Source organism: uncultured Clostridium sp. (assembly GCF_934754915.1).
In the GTDB taxonomy this organism is placed as follows: domain Bacteria; phylum Bacillota; class Clostridia; order Clostridiales; family Clostridiaceae; genus Clostridium.
Window position 1 is genome coordinate 25821 of record NZ_CAKVKB010000010.1, and the last position, 20838, is coordinate 46658.

Below are 20838 nucleotides of genomic sequence, written 5' to 3' on the forward strand. Positions count from 1 at the left end.
CTGCATATTGAATTATATGCAGTTTTAAATAAGAACAGATTTCTTGCTAACATTTCATAATATTCTGTTATGACACTTAGGCGGAAGGTATTAACTGTCACATAACTGCAGGATAGATTTTAAATGTGCACAGTAGTATCTCGAGCTAAATCGCGCATAACATAATAATTTTAATAAACCTTATTTTTATTTAATATGAAATTCTTATCAAAAACACCTTTTATTTGATTCATAATATTTATGTTTTCTTCATTTTCATACTTAATAAAATATGCCCTTTTATCAAGTCCTATTCCATGTTCACCTGATGGTATTCCTTTAAATTCATGACTTTTTCCATATAAATCAACAAGGAAATTATGAGATCTTTCATTCCATGATTTTTCATCAAGGTTTCCACGTACCACGCATAAGTGAATATTACCATCACCAGCATGTCCAAAATATATGACCTTTATATTGTGTTTTTTTCCAAGATAAGCAGCAGACTCTGCAAAATCAGAAATTTTTGTAATAGGAACTACAATATCTATAGGAATCTGCTCACTTCCAGCAGTAACTGCACTACATAAAGCACCTCTTATTTTCCAAGTATCTTCATATTCTTTACTATCAAGTTCAATAAAATCTAATGCTTTATTATCAAATACAGCTTTTTTAGCTTTTTCCTTGTTGATATTTATAGACGTTTCATTACCATCAAATGTTAAAATAAGAAATGCTTTTCCCCCATCATAAGGAAGCTTTAAATCAAGATACTTTTCAGCATTTGAAGCAACGTCCCTTTCCATAAATTCAATTGCAGTAGGGCTGCTGTCTGCTTTTATAATTGACGTAACAGAATTTATTCCATCTTTAAGAGTATTAAATGGAATAAGTACGCTTATGCATTTTTCTGGTTTTGGAATTATCTTAAGAACTATCTTTGTTATTACTGCAAGTGTTCCTTCAGAACCTACAATAAGGTCTTTCAAATCAAGTCCTGAACTATTTTTTATTGTGCTGCTTCCAACAGTTATTGATCTTCCATCACCAGTAACAACTTGAAGCTGTCTTACATAATCTCTTGTCACTCCATACTTTACAGCTCTCATTCCACCTGCATTAGTACTTACATTTCCACCTATTGTTGCAGTTTTTTCCCCTGGATCTGGAGGGTAAAAATAATTTCTTTCTTCTACAAATGATTGAAGATCTTTAAGAAGAACTCCTGGCTCTACAGTTATAGTAAAATTTTCTTCATCAAGTTCAATAATCTTGTTCATTCTAGATAGATCAAGTATTATCCCTCCATGTATAGGAATAGTTGCACCTGTAAGTCCTGTTCCCGCTCCTCTTACTGTAACATTTATCTTATTTTCATTTGCAAAATCTATAACTTTTTTTACATCATCTTCATTTTCTGCAAAAACGAGCACTTCAGCATTACCATGTTTTATTCCTAGTCCGTCAGTAAGATATTTTTCTTCTATCTCATCCTTAAAAACAATTTTTTTATTATCAATAAGTTCTTTCAATCTTTCATATTTCATTTGTACAGAGCCCCCTCAATTTCCTTATTTATATTGAATTCATACAATCTCAGAATTTAACTATTCCTATATTTTGTAATTATCCTTAATTGCAATAGAACTTCTATCTGTATTTTATCATCATGTTTTCTTCCATATTAAATACTATCTCTTGTCAGATTTTTTAGCTATAAAATCACCACTTATCTGTATAAACTGAACAAGAACTACAAGAATAACAACAGTTACAATCATTACACCAGTTTCATATCTATAATAACCATATCTTATTGCAAGGTCTCCTATTCCGCCTCCCCCTACAATACCAGCCATTGCAGAAAATCCTATAAGGCTTATAAGATTTACTGTTACTGCCCTTATAAGACTTGGAAGCGCTTCAACTATCAAAACATCTTTTAATATCAAGAAAAATCCTGCTCCACTTGCAATAGCAGCTTCTATTACTCCTTTATCTACTTCATTAAATGCACCTTCACTAAGTCTTGCAAAAAATGCTATTGATGCAATTGTAATTGGAACTGTTGCTGCTTCTGGTCCTATTCCAGTTCCTGTTATAAGCTTTGTAAGTGGTATTAAAAGAACAAGTAAAATTACAAATGGAAGCGAACGGATTATATTTATAATAAATCCAGCACAATAATTTACAACTTTATTTTTAAAGAAAAGCTTATTCGAAGTAAGATATAATATAAGTCCCAATGCTCCCCCTACAAAAAATGATATTACCATGGCAGCTATTATCATTTTTAAAGAATCAGCTATTGCTCCTCCAAGTTCAGCCTGTAAAATTTCTATTGTATTTTCCATCTAAACCACCTCCAAATACTGATTTACAATTCTTTCTGTCTGAAATGAATTTTCTTTTATAAATTCCTTTGCTTTTGCAATTTCTTCTTTTTCTCCAATTATGTTTATTATAAGGCTTCCTAATGGTTTTCCTCCAATATAGTCAATCTTTCCATGAATTATGCTTATATGAACTTTAAAACTCTTTACAGCTTCTGATATTACTGGATTTAAACTTTCATCGCCTTTATAATTTACCTTTATAATTTCGCCTTCTTTTATAAGGTTAAATACTTCTTTAGGAAGCTCCATGTTTGAATTTCTTTCAACAAGAGACTTTGTAACTTCATGCTGAGGATTTGAAAATATGCTGTATACATCATTTATTTCAACGATTTTACCACTGCTCATTACTGCAACCCTGTCAAAAAGTCTTTTTGCTACATCCATTTCATGAGTTATAAACACGATTGTGATATCTGTCTTTTCTTTAATGTCTTTTAAAAGATTTATTATTTCATCTGTATTTTCAAGATCAAGCGCTGATGTTGCTTCATCACATAAAAGTATTTCTGGATTATTGGCAAGCGCTCTTGCAATTCCAACTCTCTGCTTTTGCCCTCCACTAAGGTTTGAAGGATATGAATCTCTTTTATCACTTAAATTTACAAGCTTAAGAAGTTCTTCAATTCGTTCTTTTCTCTTTTCCTTAGGATAATTATCTGCTTTTAATACAAATTCAATATTTTCATATATTGTTTTTCCACTTATTAAATTAAAGTGCTGAAAAATCATTCCTATATTTAATCTCTTTTTTCTTAGCTTGCTTCCACTTAAGTTGGTAATATCTTCTCCATTAATTATCACCTGGCCTTTTGTAGGTTTTTGAAGAAGATTTATAACTCTTACAAGAGTACTTTTTCCTGCACCACTCAAACCTACTATTCCAAAAACTTCTCCTTTATTAATATGAAGACTTACATCATCAACTGCATGAACAGTATGACCTTTATCTTTAAAATCAACACTTATATTTTTTAACTCAATCATGTTTTAAAGCCTCCTTTTGTCATTTCTTAATAATTGTAATTATTTCCACCATTCTGGCTTAGAAAAATCTTTAAATTTGCTTCCTTCTATTGCTTCTTTAAATTTATCACTTTCAATAATTTCTTTAAAATCTTTTCCTAAATCCTTATCTAAATCTTCAGTCTTTACTGCAACTACATTTTTATAATTTTCTGTTAATGGTTCAATTGCAAGTGCTTTTGAATAATCAAGACCTGATGCATAAGCATAATTTCCAGGAACAAGTGAAGCATCTGTACTTTCAATACTTCTTGCAAGCTGAGCTCCTTCAACTTCAACAAGTTCAATATTTTTTGTGTTTTCAGCAATATCAAGTTTGCTTGCTTTTGCTGGATCTACTTCATCTTTTAATTTTATTATGTTATTTACACTCAATACATTTAATGCTCTTGCTAAATTTGATCCATCATTTGGAACACCTATTTTAGCTCCATCTGGAATTTCATCTATTGATGTATATTTGTTTGAGAACATTCCCATTCCTAATGTTGGAACTGTTTTTACTGCACTTATTTGAAGATTATTATCCTTTGCAAATTTATTTAAATATTCAGTATGTTGCATTAAGTTTGCCTGTATTTCTCCATTGTTAAGTGCTTGATCTGGTTGAATATAATCACTAAACTCTCTTACTTCAACTTTATATCCCTTTTCTTCTAATAAAGGTGTAAATACTTCCTTAACCATATCTCCATAAGGGCCTGGACATACACCAACTGTTATATTTTTAGTTTCTCCCGCTTTTGAATCTGACTGTGAAGTAGTTTTATTGTCTGCCCCTCCACATGCTGCAAGGCTTAATCCTAAAACTCCTGTTACAGCTAATGCCCCTAATTTTTTTAAAATTTTCATTTTCAATTCCTCCTTGGATTCTCATTATTTTTAGATTATTAATTATTATTATCTAGTTACTCTGAATTAATTGATAATACTTCACCATTTCAGATATTTATACTTTACTAGAAATTAAAAAATGCACCAGAGAATAAACTCTGGCGCAATAAATCACTATTACACATTAATTATTCTCTCATCTATCAGTTTAAATAAAACTGCAGGAATTAGCACCATACATAATGTAAATGAACAATATATTGGTTGCTGGGTTTCATAGGGCCAGTCCCTCCACCACTCTTGATAAGCTGCTTTTATTAAGTTGATAAATCTAGTATAATTTCCATTTTTATATTTGTCAACACTTTTTTTAATTTTAATACTTTTATTTACTTAAATATTAAAATTTAACCCAAAACAAATTTGTTTATTTACATATATTCCTTTAATTTTTCCAATCTTTTCAATGCTTCTTTTAAAGTTTCTTCTTTCTTTGCAAAATGGAATCTTATGTAAGTATTTACATCTTCTCTAAAGAAGCTTGATCCTGGAACTCCTGCAACTCCAATATTCTTTATAAGCCATACTGCAAAATCATAATCTTTTTCAAAACCGAACTGTGATATATCAACCATAACATAATATGCACCCTGTGGTTCAAAATATTTCAATCCTATTTTGTCAAGACCATCTAAAAACATTTTTCTTTTTTTATCATACAGTGCTGTTAACTCATCATAATAATCCTGTCCAAAACCAAGTCCTACAACAGCTGCTTCCTGAAGCGGTGCTGCTGCTCCTACTGTAAGGAAATCATGAACTTTTTTACATTGTTCTATAACTTCTTTTGAAGCTATTACATATCCAAGTCTCCATCCTGTAATTGAATAAGTTTTTGATAAAGAACTGCATGAAATAGTACGTTCAAACATTCCTGGAAGTGATGCCATATATGTATGTTTATATGGAGGAAAAACCATATGTTCATATACTTCATCTGTTATTACAAATGTATCAAACTCAACAGCAAGCCCTGCAATATATTCAAGTTCTTCCCTGCTGAATACTTTTCCAGTTGGGTTTGAAGGATTACATACAACAATAGCTTTTGGTTTCTGTTCAAAAGCCTTTCTAAGTTCATCCTTATCAAAATTAAAATAAGGAGGCTTAAGTTGTACATAAATAGGTTCTGATCCTGAAAGTATTGTATCTGCTGTATAATTTTCATAAAATGGTGAGAAAACTATAACCTTATCACCTATATTACATACACTCATCATTGCAGTCATCATTGCTTCAGTGCTTCCACATGTTACAACTATATTTTCATTTGGATTTATGTCTATTCCCATAAATTTTTTCTGCTTTTCAGCTAGCTTGTCCCTAAAATTTTGAGCTCCCCATGTAACTGAATACTGATGTGGACCTTCATCTGCAACTTCTTTTAATCTATCAGTTATTTCTTTTGGCGGATCAAAATCTGGAAATCCCTGAGATAAATTTATTGCATTATATTCATTAGATATCCTTGTCATTTTTCTTATTACTGATTCTGTAAAACCTTCTAAACGTGTGCTTAATTGTGTCATTTCTATTCCTCCATTGCCTTTATTTGTAATATCTACTTCCAAGAAATCTTGCAAAGATTTCTTCATTCATATTATAAATTGTCAATTATATATTATTTACACAATATATGCTGTGAAATATTTTAATATTTAATAAATCATATCAGAATAATATGATTTATTTCTATTATAGCAAATATTATAATTTTTTCAATATAACTCAAAAAAACTTATAAATTAATTGTTTAATATTCATAAAATATTTTTTTCAGTTAATATCTCAGCTAATTTTTTATCATGATATGATGTAAACAATTTAGTTGATATAACTGAACCTATTAATGCCATAAGCATATCCCATTGAGTATCCCAAATATCACCTTGTATTCCTAAGAACGCTTCAGCACTACTTCCAGTAAATTTTGCCACTGTAAATTCAATAAGTTCATAAGATGCACTGATAGCAAGACATATGCTTATAACAATAAACGATAAATATCTCTTTTTATTTATCACATTATTTCTTACGAGTATTTCTCTAACTATTATTGCTGGAACAAATCCTTAAGCAAAATGTCCTAGTCTATCATAATAGTTTCTATTAAATCCAAAAATATCTTTAATCCAATTAAAAAGCGGCATTTCAGCATAAGTATAGTGTCCTCCTACAATTAGAATTACGGATTCAATTGTAATTAACACATATGTGAAATTCGAAAATTTATATTTAGGATATATAAATATCAATATGCCTATACCTATTAGTACAGGCATTACTTCCAAAAACCATGTAAATAAATCTTTAGGATTAATTACTGACCAAATCAATAGAACAATTATTACAAACAATAACGTCATATGAAACCTACTATTATTTTTCATATTTTCTCCTTGTTATCAGTTTAATTTGAATTTTCAAAATTTTTGATTATGTAATAATATCATCAATAGTTATTTTTAAAATTTCTTCCTTATCATTAATATTTTCACGTATAATCCTTGTAGCCTGAGTCATTTTTATATTTTCAAAATATTTTCTCACTAAGCGTCCATTTCCAAAATTTCTTCCTTTTTGCTGTGCAATCTCATCAAAATCTTCTTTAAGTTTTTTATAAGCATTATGTGAAATTTTATATTTTTCCTTTTTACATAATGATCTAAAAATTTTGAATAATTCTTCTCCACTGTAATCATTGAATTCAATATTAAACTTAATTCTGCTTTCCAACCCTGGATTAACATTCATAAGTTCTTTCATTTCTTTTGTATATCCTGCCATTATTACAATAAGCTTATCACGATTATCTTCCATTTCTTTTATAAGTGTTGCTATAGCCTCACTTCCAAAATCACTTTCACTTCCGCTGTTTAGAGAATAAGCTTCATCTATAAACAGTATTCCTCCATACGCTTCTTTTATTTTAGCAAGAGTTTTAGGCCCTGTTTGTCCAACATATTGTCCAACAAGATCTGAACGTGTTACTTCTACCATATGTCCTTTCTTTAATATACCCATAGCTTTGAGTATTTTTCCCACAATTCTGGCTACAGTCGTTTTGCCTGTTCCTGGATTACCTGAAAAGATCATATTAAGTGATATATCTTCACACTTTATTCCCATTTCTTTTTTTCTATGTATAAGCTCAACATTATCAAGAATATTCTTGATAAGTTTCTTCACGTCTTCAAGTCCAACAAGATTTTCAAGTTCATTCTCATATTTCTTTACATTATCCCTTGCTGTGAAACTTAAATCAACTCCAAAATCTTCGCTTGTAAGTGTAGTAAGTTCCTCTTCACTTGCTGTTTCATCTCCTGTTCTAAAAGCTTTTTCCCTTACAGCTTCTTCAATAAGGTTTCTTACTGCACGTGCATTTGCAAAATTTTCGTCCACTTTTTCATGACTTATTCTTTCAACAAAAGCCTTTTTCCCATCTTCACTTAATTTATAATATTCTTCATGTGCGATACTCTCAGCAATTTCAGTCAACTCATCATCACTATAATCATCAAAATTTATCATTAAATTTATTCTGCTTTGAAGACCTGGATTCATGTTTATAAGATTTTTCATTTCCTTTGTATATCCAGCAAAAATAACTGTAAATTTTCCTCTGTTATCTTCCATTGCTTTAAGAAGTGTTTCAATAGCTTCTTTTCCATAATCATTACTATTTTCTCCACCTTTTGCAAGAGAATAGGCTTCATCTATAAACAGTATTCCCCCCATAGCTTTATCTATAGCTTTTTTAGTTAATTTTGCAGTCTCACCTATAAATCTTCCTACAATATCACTTCTATCAACTTCAACAATATGACCTTTTTCTAAAATTCCAAGATAATAAAATATATCTCCAATAAGACGAGCAACTGTAGTCTTACCTGTCCCAGGATTTCCAAGAAAAGCAAAATGATATGACAACTTAGGTTCTTTATCTATATTCAAAATCTCATTTCTATTTTTTGCATATTTTATAAGTCGTACTATTCTGTCAATCTCCTTTTTTACACCTTCAAGGCCAATAAGATTATTGAGTTTATTTAAAGCTTCTTCAAGTGATTCAGATTTTCTTTCTTCTTTATTTTTGCCTGTTCTTTCTCTTCCATGCAATGATTTTCTTGTACTTTCTTCATGACTTTCTGATTTTTTCAGTTCAACTTTATTATCATCTTTTACTGAATTTTCATTTGATTCAGGGTCATGAAACACATTGTTATCATTATTATTTTCTTTATCTTTCTCATCATAGGAAATACTTTTTTCTTTTGAATCAGTTTTTTCATCTTCACACTTTCTTGATTCTAATGTTGTAATCATATTTTCTATATTTTCTACAAATCTGTTCCTTACAGCTTTGTTAGTACTGCTATTTTCAAATTTTGAACTTCCAACATTTGAAGCTTCAGAACTTTCTCCACTGCTGAGCATTGATATTGATTCAGCCTGTGTCTGTACAGATTGAGTTTTCATAGTCCGTTCATATATTTTCCCAACATATTTAGTTATCTTTCCAGCAGTATAACCTGTACAATTATTTATAAGAGCATCTCTACATTCCTTAAGACAGTTTAAGTCCCTTTCTGTAAGAAACAATATCTTTATTATATCAAGATCAATATCATAATCTTTTCCAGATTCTCTTGCTCTATAAAGAATTTTTAATGTATCTTCATCATCAATTCCCATTGCTATATAAATCTTGCTTAAAAGTCTTATTGCTCTGAAATTAGATTTTTCAATTTCAATCGCCATTACTCCATATGATAATGATTCCTCATAATTATTTCTAATAAGTTCAATGTTTCCAAGAGTAATTATTGCATCAATATTATTCTTATCCAATTCTAATGCCTTGCATGCATAACTATATGAACTTTCTATATCATTTATCTGAAATAATATACAGCTTATAAGTCCAAGATATCTATTGCTTTTTTGATCATATTTAATTCCCTTTTCAAAACACTGACTTCCTTTAATATATTCATTACTTTTAAAATAAGTAAGGGCAAGAAGATAATAAAGTCCTGGATGATATGGAAAACAATTTATTGAATTTTTCAAAATGGCTGTTGACTGACTAAATTCCATATAATCATTGCAATACATTATGTCATTTTTGAATTTATTAAACTGATACACATCAAACAAATCTGTATATTTCAAAATTTTTTCTCCCTTCTTTATTTTAATTATAAAAAATTATTTCATATTTCATTATTATGCACTTCAAAAACATTACATACTTAATTGCCAACTGAAACATTCATAATTATTAAACCTGAGTAACTTCACAATCTAGATGATTTGTATCATTAATTCCTGTAATTGCAGGTTTCAAATCATCATTAAAAGTAATTGTGTTTATGCATGTATTTCCAAGAGCTATTTTATGATACATTGTCATATCCCAATCAAATATTCCAATAAGTCCTGCCTTTATTATTCCTCCATGAGCAACTATTGCAATTTTTTTCCCTCGATGTTTTTTCACTATATCCATAATACAATTCTTTGCTCTTATTACAGCATTTAATGTGCTCATTTCTCCGCCACAAAACTTTCCTTCTTCCTTATCAGTTCTCCAGGCTTTAAAAACTTCAGGATATTTTTCTGAGATTTCTTTTACAGTCAGTCCCTCCCACTGTCCAAAATTTATCTCCCTTATATCTTCTGCAATTCTTATTTCTTTATTGCTTCCTTCACATATTATCTGTGCTGTTGCCTGTGCTCTTTTCAAAGGGCTTGCATACACATAATCAAACTCTCCGTTAAGCCTTTTTTTAAGCATTTTAGCTTGTCTAATTCCTTCTTCAGATAATGGAATATCAGTTCCTCCTTGAAATTTTCCGAGTATATTCCATTCAGTTTCACCATGCCTTATCAATAATACTGTAGTCTTCATATGTGCTCCTTTCAAAACCTTTTATCTCATTCTTCTAACATTGTATCATATTTCAAGTAAGAACTTAAGCAAAGGTATCTTTTTGATTTATAATAAAAAAATCTGCTTCTCAGACTATTTGTTTATATCCCTTTCTAAAGTTATACACAAACTCTTGACGAATATAATTTCCCATAGAAAAATATAAACTGTTCCAGCCTTCACCTATAGTTCTTACCATAATTTTTATATACATATTTCAATATAATTAATATTTATTTTCACAAAGCTTCTTGAAGTTTATTCATAAATACACAGAACTTATTATAAAGATTCTTTCTTATTGGATTCTGACTTTCATCTGCATACTTCATCTTTTTGAATATAATTTCTGCTCCTTTATTCATTTTGTATAATATATCCTTAAGAACCTCATTTGAATGAGTTTCTTCTGCATTTATAAAATCTGCCCAGAAAAGAAGTGGAAGTACAAGAACTTGAATAACCATATAACTTAAAACAAAAGTCTCTTTTATCTTAAAATACTTTCCATAAGTCATCATTATAAGCACACTTCCTATTATTTTCACGAGAGCATCTATTGACTGCTTTCTGCACATTACTGCTTCAATTCCGCTTATCACTCCATCAATTGTCAGACTTTTCAATTCATCTGGAAGATCTGATATAAATGAAGTTGAAAAATCATTAATTATCTTGGCAAAAATGCTTCTGCCAGTTTCTTCTCTCATGTTTCCATCATAATCAAGCATTATTGTTCCTTTATGATAAAAGAGAGGATTAAATTGAAAAGATGTTTTTATATAATGACTCTCACCTGCAATTGAATTGAGAAGACAGTTTACATAATCATATTTTGAATTAACTGCAACAATTTTTGATTTGTTTTTTTCTATAAAATCTTTATATTTTTTTATAAACTCATTTGAAAATCCCTGTCCATTTATAGATATGCATTTTATAACCTTAGGACTTAATACTGCCGTATACTGTGCCTTATTCCCACCTTTTGAATGTCCTGTAACAATAATCCTATCACTTTCTATACTGTTAACATAATTGAGAGCATAAATCTGCTGCTTTGTATCATATTCATAAGCTCCCTGACCATTATCATCCCATTCTTTTATAGATGTTGTTCCCCTGAATACAACAATTATATTTCCTTCAAAATCCTTAAAAGAAGCTATTCTCATTCCGTTTTTATGATTCTCAATATTTACTATTTTAAGCTTCAGCAGCTCTGGTTTCTTTAAAATCAAGTCTAGTGTCTGTTTCCACTCCTCTTTTGTTGATATTATCAAACAGTTCTTCATTTTATCCATAAGTATTGCTAGATTATCATCTTTTAAAATATCAAGTACAAGTTCCTCTACAGTTTCATTATCATAAGCATCCCATTCCAAGTATATCAATTCATCTAAAAGTATGAATTCATCATTACTCAGTCTGCACACTTTTTCTTCATCTCCCTGATTATTGCTCTACTTTTTTAATTTTTCTTCCTTTATCTTTTTCTTTATATAATTTTTCGAAACTTTTGCACTATATATCTTTAACTTCAAATCACTACTTATAATTCTTTCATAATTTTCACTTTTAATTTCTTCTTTTAGTTCTCTTATACTCTGAAAATCCTTCTTAAAACATGTCTTAACACATCCAAGCATTATAGGATAATGGCTGTCACTTCCAGTAACATAAGGAATACTAAGCTTTTCCGACAATTCTGAAACTTCTCTTTCAACTACTTCAAGTCCCCTTTTGTATATATCCTTACTATTCAGATCCAACCCATCCAGTCTTTTCAAATTTTTCTCACTTTGAAGATAAAGTTTATGTTTCTCTCTATAGGGATGACTTCCTATTGTAATACAGTTATTTTCTTCTGCCATATCTAAGAGTTCTTCAAAATGAATAAAATCAGATTTTTTTCTATGAATCTTAAGTACTTCTTTTATCTCATGTATATTTTTCCTGTTTCCAAAAACAATAACATGTCCTCCATATTTTATATCTACTTCCATGCCTATATAAACGTAAAACCCATTAATGTCATATCTTTCTTTTTCATATGGATAATGTTCCTCTAGAAATGAAAAAGTTGAATCTATATCAACAGCATTAAAATGCTCACATAAAACAACAGCATCAAGCATGCTATTTTTTGCAAATTCAATTCCCTGAAGAAACAGTTCTTCATTAAATTTTAGTTTTTTACTTAAAATTCCATGAACATGAAAATCCATATTCATATATTTACCCCTGAAACTTGTTATATTAATATTATATTCATAATCTCTTCAGTTGAATATAAATATATAAAAGTTAATATATCTTTTCAAAAATATCTCTGCTATATTTTTCTAAGTCAATAATATCTGTCATCACAAATTTATCCTTTATTCCTCTAAAATAAATTGATATTAGTTCCTTATCGATTATTTCATTTTCTTCTTCTGAAATATATTTCTCTTTATTATCTTTTTGAATCATCTTTTTTCTTGTGATAATCCATGGAGATTCATTTTTTACCATCTTTTCAAGAATTTTTCCACTATAACATCCATAAAATTTAATTATTCCTTCAGCAATACTTATTTCCATATCCTCAAGCTTAAGATTGTCATTTTTCATTATCTCATCATTTATATAATCAAAACCATAAAAATTATATCTTTCCATTACACTTTCAAGAAACGGCCCTCTGTCTCCAGCTTTAAAGTCCTCTTCAAAAAGAAAATTATCTGTAAAAACATAATTAAAAGCCTGCATATAATAAAGAAGTTTCTGAATTATAAGAGGTGTAACATCATCATATCTTGTAAGTATATATTTTATTGCATTATCCACCTTTTTTTCAACTTTTGCTGTACTTCTTATGAAATTTACTGTTTTGCTGCTTCTATAGTATTCTTCAGGTGTTATCCTATCTTTTTCTGTCTGAAGAATAAAGGAATAACATTGAACGTCATCGTATATTTTTTTTAAAGCTTCTGAATCATCAATGGATACCATATCACCTTTAATGTATCTTGAAACAGTGCCAGCTTCAAATCCAAGAAGTGCTGATAGTCCCTCAGGAGATATATTATATCTTTTTAATATTGCTGTAATTTTATGTGGTTCTATAAGATTATATCTCCTTCTGTATTCATCATATAATTCTGAAAGATTTTTTCTATTTACATCATTTACAAATATCTCATTTTTACATCTGCTGCAATATGCTTCTCTTCCATTATATGATATTTCTTCTTCATTCAAGATAGCAGTCTTTCTATTTTCAATTACTGTATAAGGCTGTTCTTTCAAACAGTATTCACAAAATGCATACTTTTTCATTTTTAATGACTCCTCTTCTGAACTTTCTCTTTATGAAATAAATATGTAATAGGTTTGTTCCTTTTATGTAATGAAACCAGTACTCTTTGAACCTTTCCATCTTCCTCTAAAATATTAAACCTCATATACACTTCTACATTTTCTTTTTCGCCTGTTATATTGTAGAGTTTTTTTATAGGGCAGAATATGTAAAGGTCATTATATTCAATCCCATCCTTCATATTTTTTAGTCCATAGCAGAAATCTTCTTCCTTAAGATTACAAAGAATGTGAACCAGTTTTTCTTCATTTATATTGTATTCTTCAATAAACTGCATATTTTCCATTCTGCTTCCTTCAAGAGATATAGAAATTCTGCCCTCCATTGCACAGTCTTTTATAATATTTATTAAATTAGAAATCATTTCTTTAGTATAATCTTTTAATATCAAATCTCTTCCACCTTATTTTAATATTGAGTTATTCTTTCAACACTTCTAAATCCAGCTGCCTTTTGATGTCTTATATTACATATAAAATAGTCCATTGCATCTATTGGATTTATATTTTTCATACTGAGCTTGTTCAAAGTTTCTCTGTCAATTACAATTGATAAAATTGTTACATCTGTTTTTATTCCCTTATCAAGATCCACTACATTGTCAACAGCATGTACAATAACTTTATTTATCCCAGGTATAAGATTCATTATATTCTTTGCAATAAGAAGTATACTGCTGCATACATATTCTTCAATAAATTCATAATATGCAATTTCAATTTCCTCATCACTTTCATATACTTCCTTATTGAATTTGTTTTTAGGCATTACATTTTCTGAATTCACCTTAAATTCTACTTCAATTGAGCAGGAATCATTAGTTCCGATTTCAATTTCACTTCCCAATTCTAAAAGCATATCAAAAGGTCTCATTTCATCTATAACCTGGAAATAACTATCTATGTCACCACATAGCACATTGCAGCTCAGTTGATGAATTTTGTTATAATCACCTAAAATTTTTTCATCCTTTTTTTCAGCTTCTTTAACAGCTTCTAATAATTTTTCTTTTTTCTTTTCTCCTAAATTTTTAAAAATCTTTTCTAAAAAAGTAGGTTTAAATTCATCATATTCTTCACATGCTTTAGCTTTTTCTGGACCATTACAATTCAAATCATATGGCGGATTGACATCTTTTAAATACTGCCATTGTATTTCTGCAAGATATTTCTCATGAATTTTTTTCATATCTTCTAATGATATGTGTTCCTCATTCTCTTTTGAATCTTTGTTGTTTTCATTCTTTTTATTTGCATTTTTCTTGCAAAAGGAATTCAAAATATCCTTTAACTTTCTCCCTTCCAGATTTACTGCGACTCCTTTTTTGTCCAGTTCAAGCCTGGAATTCAAAGAAATAACTGCACTCCTTTTTACACTTAGTCCCATATCCCCACCTCAGTTTAATACTTTTACGACAAAATCACATTACAGATAACTAAAGTTATTTATCACATTATATATTATTATAGAATTTCAATTGTTTTACTGTCAATCAGTGGTTATATTCTTTTCATAATTTCTTTTTTGTAACACTATATATAAAACGTATACAAAAAGCACTTGAGAAAGCCTGCTTAACTATACTCAAGTGCCTTTAATTAACACTTTTCCATCCTTAATGATAATTTTTCAAATTTCTATTATTAACTTTTCAGCTCTTTTAATACTCTATTTACAAATTCTTCTTTATTAAGAGTTTTAAAGCATACTTCATCTTGATAGATAGGAATAAATGCTGAACCAATAAATTCATATTCTTCATGAACTCGTTCAATGCATTCAGTAAAAATTCCTTCCCCATTTTTATATAATGTTAAATACACATAATTTAAATCATCTTTAAAATCGCAGATAAAATCATTTGTAAGTTTAAGTTCAATTACATTATCATTATTTTTTATATATGCTATTGTTTCATTCCATGATTTTATATTTGTATTATATACTCCGTTTGAGTTTTCATAAATTTTTAATACCTTTTCAGATAATTCTTTAATAATACTTTCTATACATTCCTTAAGAATAATTTCAATTTCTTCTTTTGTGTACTGGGACTCACAATTCATCTCTTCTTTAACTTCTTTTCTAATCTCTTCATCTATGCTGTATTCATCATTAACATAGCTGAATCTTTCACATACTTCATCATAGCTTAAGTCACCATGGTTATAAAATATATTTCGTCCCATCTTCAAATCACATTCCCTTTACAATATTCACTACTATCAATATATTAAGTCATTTCCTAATATATAACCATTTTGAGAATGCCTGCTTTTATAAAATTTTGAAATATTCCAAATCAAAGCATCTATATTACAATCAACAATTTGTACCTGATTATCAAGAATGAAATCTTCTCAAGATTTTTTGTATTTCATATTTTACATGTATAATATAAATTTTAATATTCAAAATATGTATTGATGATTTTTACGAAAAGTTTTTCAATATTCCAATTGCCACACCAAGAATGCTGCATTTTTGCTCACCAGTAAGTATTATTGGATCATATTTATCATTTTCTGGTTTCAATATAATCTGCTTTCCTTTTGTTTTAAAAGTTTTTAAAGTAGCTTCACCTTCGATTTCAACTGCAACAATATCATTGCTTGATGGATATCTTCCTTTTTTAATAAGTACATGGTCACCATCATTTATATTTTTGTTTACCATTGAATCACCTTTAATTTTTAATATAAAAAGGTCTTTGCTGCTTCTTACCCAGTCTTTTGGAATATTACAGCTATATTCAATTTCATCATTCATATAAATAGGGCTTCCTGCTGCAATTTCATTGAATACAGGTATGTTAACTACATCTTCAACCTTTTCTTTAAAATTATCATCAGATGTATATACTTCACCACTTTCATAAAAATCACATATGAATTCATGACATACATTTCTACTTAAATCTATATACTTTACAGTTTCAGATTTCATTGAATTTTCATCTACAGAATTAACATTTTCAACATGCTTTTCTTTAATTTTATCAAAATCAAATTCTATAAGACTATAAGGATATTGTGCATCTTTTTCTGATATTTTTTTCCTATGCTTTTTCTTTGCTTTTGCCTTATTTAAATTTTCAACATCTTTTTGCTTTATATCTATTTCATGACCATATATGAATTTTTCTTTTAAAGTCACTGTTTTTCCTTTTATATTGTACCCAAGACTTGAAAATTTTCTCTTTCTGTTTATCCATCCAGAAGAATTTTCAAGTTTATCATCATCTAAAACAAATGTTATACTTGAATATGCTTTCTTATTGCAAAGTATATCCATTATTTCAAATTCTATTCTTGTAAATTTTTCAGCTTCATCAATTACAATATGTGTATACTTTTTGCTTTTTTTCCTTCTGCATACCTTTGCTGCCATCATAGCTGCATCTTCAAAATCCACAAGATTTTCGCTTTTCAAAATCCTATTATATTCATTCATGATTTTGAACACACATTTTCTAGCCGTTGAGTTTTTTCTAAGTTTTATATTTTTTTCTTTTTTTCCATATGTATAATTGACTCTGCTGCTTCTATCTGCTTCAAGATAATCTTGCTGTTTCAAAAAACAACACTCTTTAATCCACTTTATTTCATCTATAAAAAATTCTATATATTCCTCATGAAGAAATTTAACCTTTTTAAATTCCTTTTCAGTTTCTTTTACCTTTTTAACTGCTGTCTTCATTAATTTTCTAATATCATCTTTAGCAGCAATTAAATAATTTGTTTTATGTAAATCATTATATTTTTGAAAATATAATAAGATAAGGGAATTAATATCATTCATTTCAAGTTTTCTTTTATTTTCTTCATCAAAAAAACTTTTCTGTATTGCTGATTTATTTATTATCTTTTCATGAATCTCTTTTAAACTTCTAATATGTCTATTATCTTTAGCCATTATGAGAATTTCATCATCAGCCATAGCACAATAAGACTGTTGAAGCTTTACTGCCCTGTTTATTGCAGCAAAAGTCTTTCCACAGCCCTTTTCACCTTTAATAACTTTTATTCCATTAGGTTTGCTTTTTATTATTCTTTTTTGTGCTAAACTAAATTCCATATTAATTCCCTCTTTATTTTTTACTTTTTCATTTCCTGTTCTTTCATAATATATTTCAATCAACAATGAATGATGAAATCCTTGCAATATTTCACCAATTTTCACATAAAAATTTTTCATATTAGTATAAAATCAAACTAGCATATGCTCTATATGTATTGCCTATATATAATAATATATTACTATAATCTTATCCTTGTTGCAAAGGATTTGATAACATTGAAATAGAATATTCTTTTAATTTTTAATATGTTGACAAAATATTTGCCATTATTATCTTATAATTGTAAAATATATATTAAATGTATTTCAATTTTTTATATGCAATACCTAAAAGTTTTATACTTTTATTCTATTTGCAGTAAACAAAACCCATTCACACTTAGGAGGAATTATTATGAAATTTGAATTTTCAGACAATCTAAAATACTTCCAGACAGGAATTTTTAATATTTTAGATGAAAAGAAAAATGGGCTCATAAAACAGGGCAAAAAAGTTTATAACCTTTCAGTAGGAACACCTGATTTTGAACCTGATGAACATGTAAAACAAGCTCTTATAGAAGCAGCAAAGGACTCTAATAATTGGAAATATTCTTTAGGAGATATGCCTGAACTTATAAATGCACTTGCTTCATATTATAAAAAGAGGTTTAATGTCAAGTTAAATTCTGATGAAATAATGTCTGTATATGGTTCACAAGAAGGGCTTACACATATAGGATTTTCATTATGCAATAAAGATGATATTGTTCTTGTTCCAAATCCAGGATATCCAATATTTGAAATAGGGCCTTACCTTTCTGGTGCACAAATAGTTTACTATTCACTTTTACCAGAAAACAACTATCTTCCAGATTTAAACTCAATAGATGAAGATACTTTAAAAAGAACTAAATTTATGATTGTATCATATCCAATGAATCCAGTATGTGCTACAGCTCCTTCAGAATTTTATGATGAACTAATAGCATTTGCTAAAAAACATAATATAATCATAGTTCATGATAATGCATATTCTGATATAGTTTATGATGGAAAGACAGGTGGATCATTTTTATGCCATGAAGGTGCAAAAGATGTTGGAGTTGAATTCTATTCATTATCAAAATCATTTAACATAACTGGTTCAAGAGTATCTTTTGTTCTTGGAAACAGTGAAATAGTAAAACATTTTAAAATGCTTCGTTCACAGATAGATTATGGTATATTCACACCAATCCAGCATGCTGCAATTGCTGCACTCACTGGACCACAGAATAGCGTAAAAGAACATTGCAAAGAATATGAAAGAAGAAGAAATGCTTTATGCAGAGGACTTACAAAAATAGGTTGGAATGTTCCTGACAGTAAAGGAAGCATGTTCGCATGGGCTCCTATACCTGAAAAATTTAAGACTTCCACTGAATTCTGCATGGAACTTATGGAAAAGACAGGAGTCATCTGTACTCCAGGAAGTGCCTTTGGTTCCCTTGGTGAAGGATTTGTAAGATTTGCGCTTGTACTTCCTGTTCCTGTAATTGAAGAAGCAGTAAATAAAATTGCTGAAAGTGATATTTTGAAATAACTACAATATTTTAATACTTGAAATTTTATATTAATCAAAAAATTGCCCCATAAAAACACAATACTTGAAATTTTAGTTGTGTTTTTTATGGGGCAGCTTATATATTCAGCCATATCTTTTATACTTTCAAGTTTAGAAGAAAACTAGTTATATATATCTGTTCAAATAATATCTGTAATTATCAATTCTATTAATTATAAAGAGAAATTGCTACTCCGCTATCAGCAAGCTTAATTCCATCAACAGTAGTATTACTTGCCATATCTCCATCTTTATTTAAATAATATGCATTGTCATTATCTATAACCCATCCTGTTTCCATTGCACCATCTTTGTTTAAAAGATACCATTTTCCATCTAAAGAAATCCATCCTGTTGCCATAACTCCATCAGATTTTAAATAATACCACTTGTTATCAGCTCTTACCCAGCCTGTAACTTTGTTTCCATTACTTAAATAGTACCAGCTGCCATTTTCAAGAGACCATTTTCCTCCCTGAATAGTATTTGGAAGTTTTTCTTCTTCTTTGATTTCACCTATATAAAAAGCATTTCCATTTTCAGTAACATTATATTTTAATACATCTTTATAAAAACTTAATGGTGCATATACTTTTTCTCCTTCTCTTATCATAACTACAGTATTTTCAACACCATTTAGTATGTATTTATTCTCTGCAAAATCAATCATAAGCATAGAATCATTTTTTCTTAAATAATATTCAGTTGTAAAATCACCTTCAAGTCTGTCTCCCATTTTTTCTGTAATCACTTCTAAAGGAAGATATACTTGTCCGTCACTTATTTTTATATCAAATTCAGGATATTTTTCAGAATTAACATAAACTTCAGGCATAATAAGCATTGCATCATCAATAAGATGATCTTCTGATAATACTGCATTTCCTGAATTGTTAAACTGTCCAATATAAACATTAATACCATCCATCTGTACATTATATTCTAAAACATCTTTAAAGAAATCTACTTGTGCATATGCCTGTTCATCTATAATTTCGAATTTTGCACTATTTTTTTCACCATTTATATAATATACATTATTTTTCACATCTATTTGTATTAATTTATCAGTTTTTCTAAGCATATATTGATCTTCATATGAACCTTCAAGAATATTTCCCATTTGATGTGCAACTGTTTCAATTGGCAGATAAACCTGACTATTTATAATCTTTATATTATCAGCACTCATTTCTTTCATATTTATAAATACTTTAGGATCAATACCAAATCCCGGATCTAACTCTATACCATCTATAGGCTTTGAAACTTCAATTCCAGAAGTTTCAGCTTGTACATAAGCTGTTGGAGCTGCAATTAATCCTAGTGCTAATGCAAATGGAATCCCTCTTAATAAATTTTTTCTTATCATAAATAAATTTCCTCCTTTTTAAGCATATTTTTAAATATTATATATGTTCTTATTAACAATTGACAATTCATAATTAAAAATTAATTATCAAATCTCATAATTTCTTCTATTATTATAAGAACATATTTAAATATAATTTAAATGTAAAAATAATACTTTAATTGTACATTATTGTAACTTTTCATCTGATTTTTTAAATTA

General features: G+C 28.7%; 16 protein-coding genes, 1 pseudogene and 1 riboswitch. Of the genes and pseudogenes, 1 reads left to right on the forward strand and 16 read right to left on the reverse strand.

The genetic code is table 11. The features are described 5' to 3' along the window. Nucleotides 1-170 precede the first annotated feature (170 nt). From Q0F58_RS03350 to lexA, 15 genes and pseudogenes are all read right to left on the reverse strand, one after another. Nucleotides 171-1532, reverse strand: coding sequence for an FAD-binding oxidoreductase (locus Q0F58_RS03350; RefSeq protein ID WP_294372570.1), 1362 nt, complete (start codon nucleotides 1530-1532; stop codon nucleotides 171-173). Between the two features lie 144 nt (nucleotides 1533-1676). Next, nucleotides 1677-2339: a methionine ABC transporter permease gene (locus Q0F58_RS03355; RefSeq protein WP_294372573.1), complete on the reverse strand. Its 663-nt coding sequence runs from the start codon at nucleotides 2337-2339 to the stop codon at nucleotides 1677-1679. Beyond that, complete coding sequence (locus tag Q0F58_RS03360) at nucleotides 2340-3368, reverse strand: methionine ABC transporter ATP-binding protein (RefSeq protein WP_294372575.1); 1029 nt, start codon at nucleotides 3366-3368, stop codon at nucleotides 2340-2342. Between the two features lie 39 nt (nucleotides 3369-3407). Next, nucleotides 3408-4259, reverse strand: coding sequence for a MetQ/NlpA family ABC transporter substrate-binding protein (locus tag Q0F58_RS03365; protein WP_294372579.1), 852 nt, complete (start codon nucleotides 4257-4259; stop codon nucleotides 3408-3410). Nucleotides 4260-4434: 175 nt separating this feature from the next. After that, nucleotides 4435-4551, reverse strand: a riboswitch (SAM riboswitch). 121 nt (nucleotides 4552-4672) lie between these two features. Next, the gene (locus tag Q0F58_RS03370) at nucleotides 4673-5830 is read right to left on the reverse strand and encodes a pyridoxal phosphate-dependent aminotransferase (RefSeq protein WP_294372581.1); all 1158 of its coding nucleotides are present in this window, start codon (nucleotides 5828-5830) and stop codon (nucleotides 4673-4675) included. Between the two features lie 231 nt (nucleotides 5831-6061). Then, nucleotides 6062-6691: pseudogene (locus tag Q0F58_RS03375) on the reverse strand (DUF2238 domain-containing protein). A gap of 46 nt (nucleotides 6692-6737) precedes the next feature. Next, a complete protein-coding gene (locus tag Q0F58_RS03380) occupies nucleotides 6738-9476 on the reverse strand; it encodes an AAA family ATPase (RefSeq protein WP_294372583.1) in 2739 nt (912 codons plus the stop codon). Between the two features lie 109 nt (nucleotides 9477-9585). Beyond that, on the reverse strand, nucleotides 9586-10215 hold the full coding sequence (locus Q0F58_RS03385; RefSeq protein ID WP_294372586.1) for a histidine phosphatase family protein: 630 nt from the start codon (nucleotides 10213-10215) through the stop codon (nucleotides 9586-9588). A gap of 260 nt (nucleotides 10216-10475) precedes the next feature. Continuing rightward, nucleotides 10476-11672: an Mbeg1-like protein gene (locus Q0F58_RS03390; RefSeq protein ID WP_294372587.1), complete on the reverse strand. Its 1197-nt coding sequence runs from the start codon at nucleotides 11670-11672 to the stop codon at nucleotides 10476-10478. Nucleotides 11673-11699: 27 nt separating this feature from the next. Beyond that, on the reverse strand, nucleotides 11700-12470 hold the full coding sequence (locus Q0F58_RS03395; RefSeq protein ID WP_294372590.1) for a PHP-associated domain-containing protein: 771 nt from the start codon (nucleotides 12468-12470) through the stop codon (nucleotides 11700-11702). Nucleotides 12471-12543: 73 nt separating this feature from the next. After that, nucleotides 12544-13560, reverse strand: a complete 1017-nt coding sequence (locus tag Q0F58_RS03400; RefSeq protein ID WP_294372593.1) for a type II toxin-antitoxin system antitoxin SocA domain-containing protein — start codon at nucleotides 13558-13560, stop codon at nucleotides 12544-12546. Between the two features lie 2 nt (nucleotides 13561-13562). Next, nucleotides 13563-13991: a hypothetical protein gene (locus Q0F58_RS03405; RefSeq protein WP_294372596.1), complete on the reverse strand. Its 429-nt coding sequence runs from the start codon at nucleotides 13989-13991 to the stop codon at nucleotides 13563-13565. 17 nt (nucleotides 13992-14008) lie between these two features. Then, nucleotides 14009-14986 (reverse strand): hypothetical protein, encoded by a 978-nt coding sequence (locus Q0F58_RS03410; RefSeq protein ID WP_294372599.1) that lies wholly within the window; start codon nucleotides 14984-14986, stop codon nucleotides 14009-14011. A gap of 257 nt (nucleotides 14987-15243) precedes the next feature. Continuing rightward, on the reverse strand, nucleotides 15244-15789 hold the full coding sequence (locus Q0F58_RS03415) for a hypothetical protein (protein ID WP_294372602.1): 546 nt from the start codon (nucleotides 15787-15789) through the stop codon (nucleotides 15244-15246). Nucleotides 15790-16033: 244 nt separating this feature from the next. Continuing rightward, the gene (lexA, locus tag Q0F58_RS03420; RefSeq protein WP_294372605.1) at nucleotides 16034-17677 is read right to left on the reverse strand and encodes a transcriptional repressor LexA; all 1644 of its coding nucleotides are present in this window, start codon (nucleotides 17675-17677) and stop codon (nucleotides 16034-16036) included. A 397-nt stretch (nucleotides 17678-18074) separates the two neighbouring features. On the opposite strand from lexA, the gene Q0F58_RS03425 reads away from it, so the two are divergent. Continuing rightward, nucleotides 18075-19244 (forward strand): aminotransferase class I/II-fold pyridoxal phosphate-dependent enzyme, encoded by a 1170-nt coding sequence (locus Q0F58_RS03425; protein WP_294372607.1) that lies wholly within the window; start codon nucleotides 18075-18077, stop codon nucleotides 19242-19244. A gap of 190 nt (nucleotides 19245-19434) precedes the next feature. Here Q0F58_RS03425 and Q0F58_RS03430 read toward each other — a convergent pair whose 3' ends face one another. Next, on the reverse strand, nucleotides 19435-20637 hold the full coding sequence (locus Q0F58_RS03430; protein WP_294372609.1) for a stalk domain-containing protein: 1203 nt from the start codon (nucleotides 20635-20637) through the stop codon (nucleotides 19435-19437). Between the last annotated feature and the right edge of the window lie 201 nt (nucleotides 20638-20838).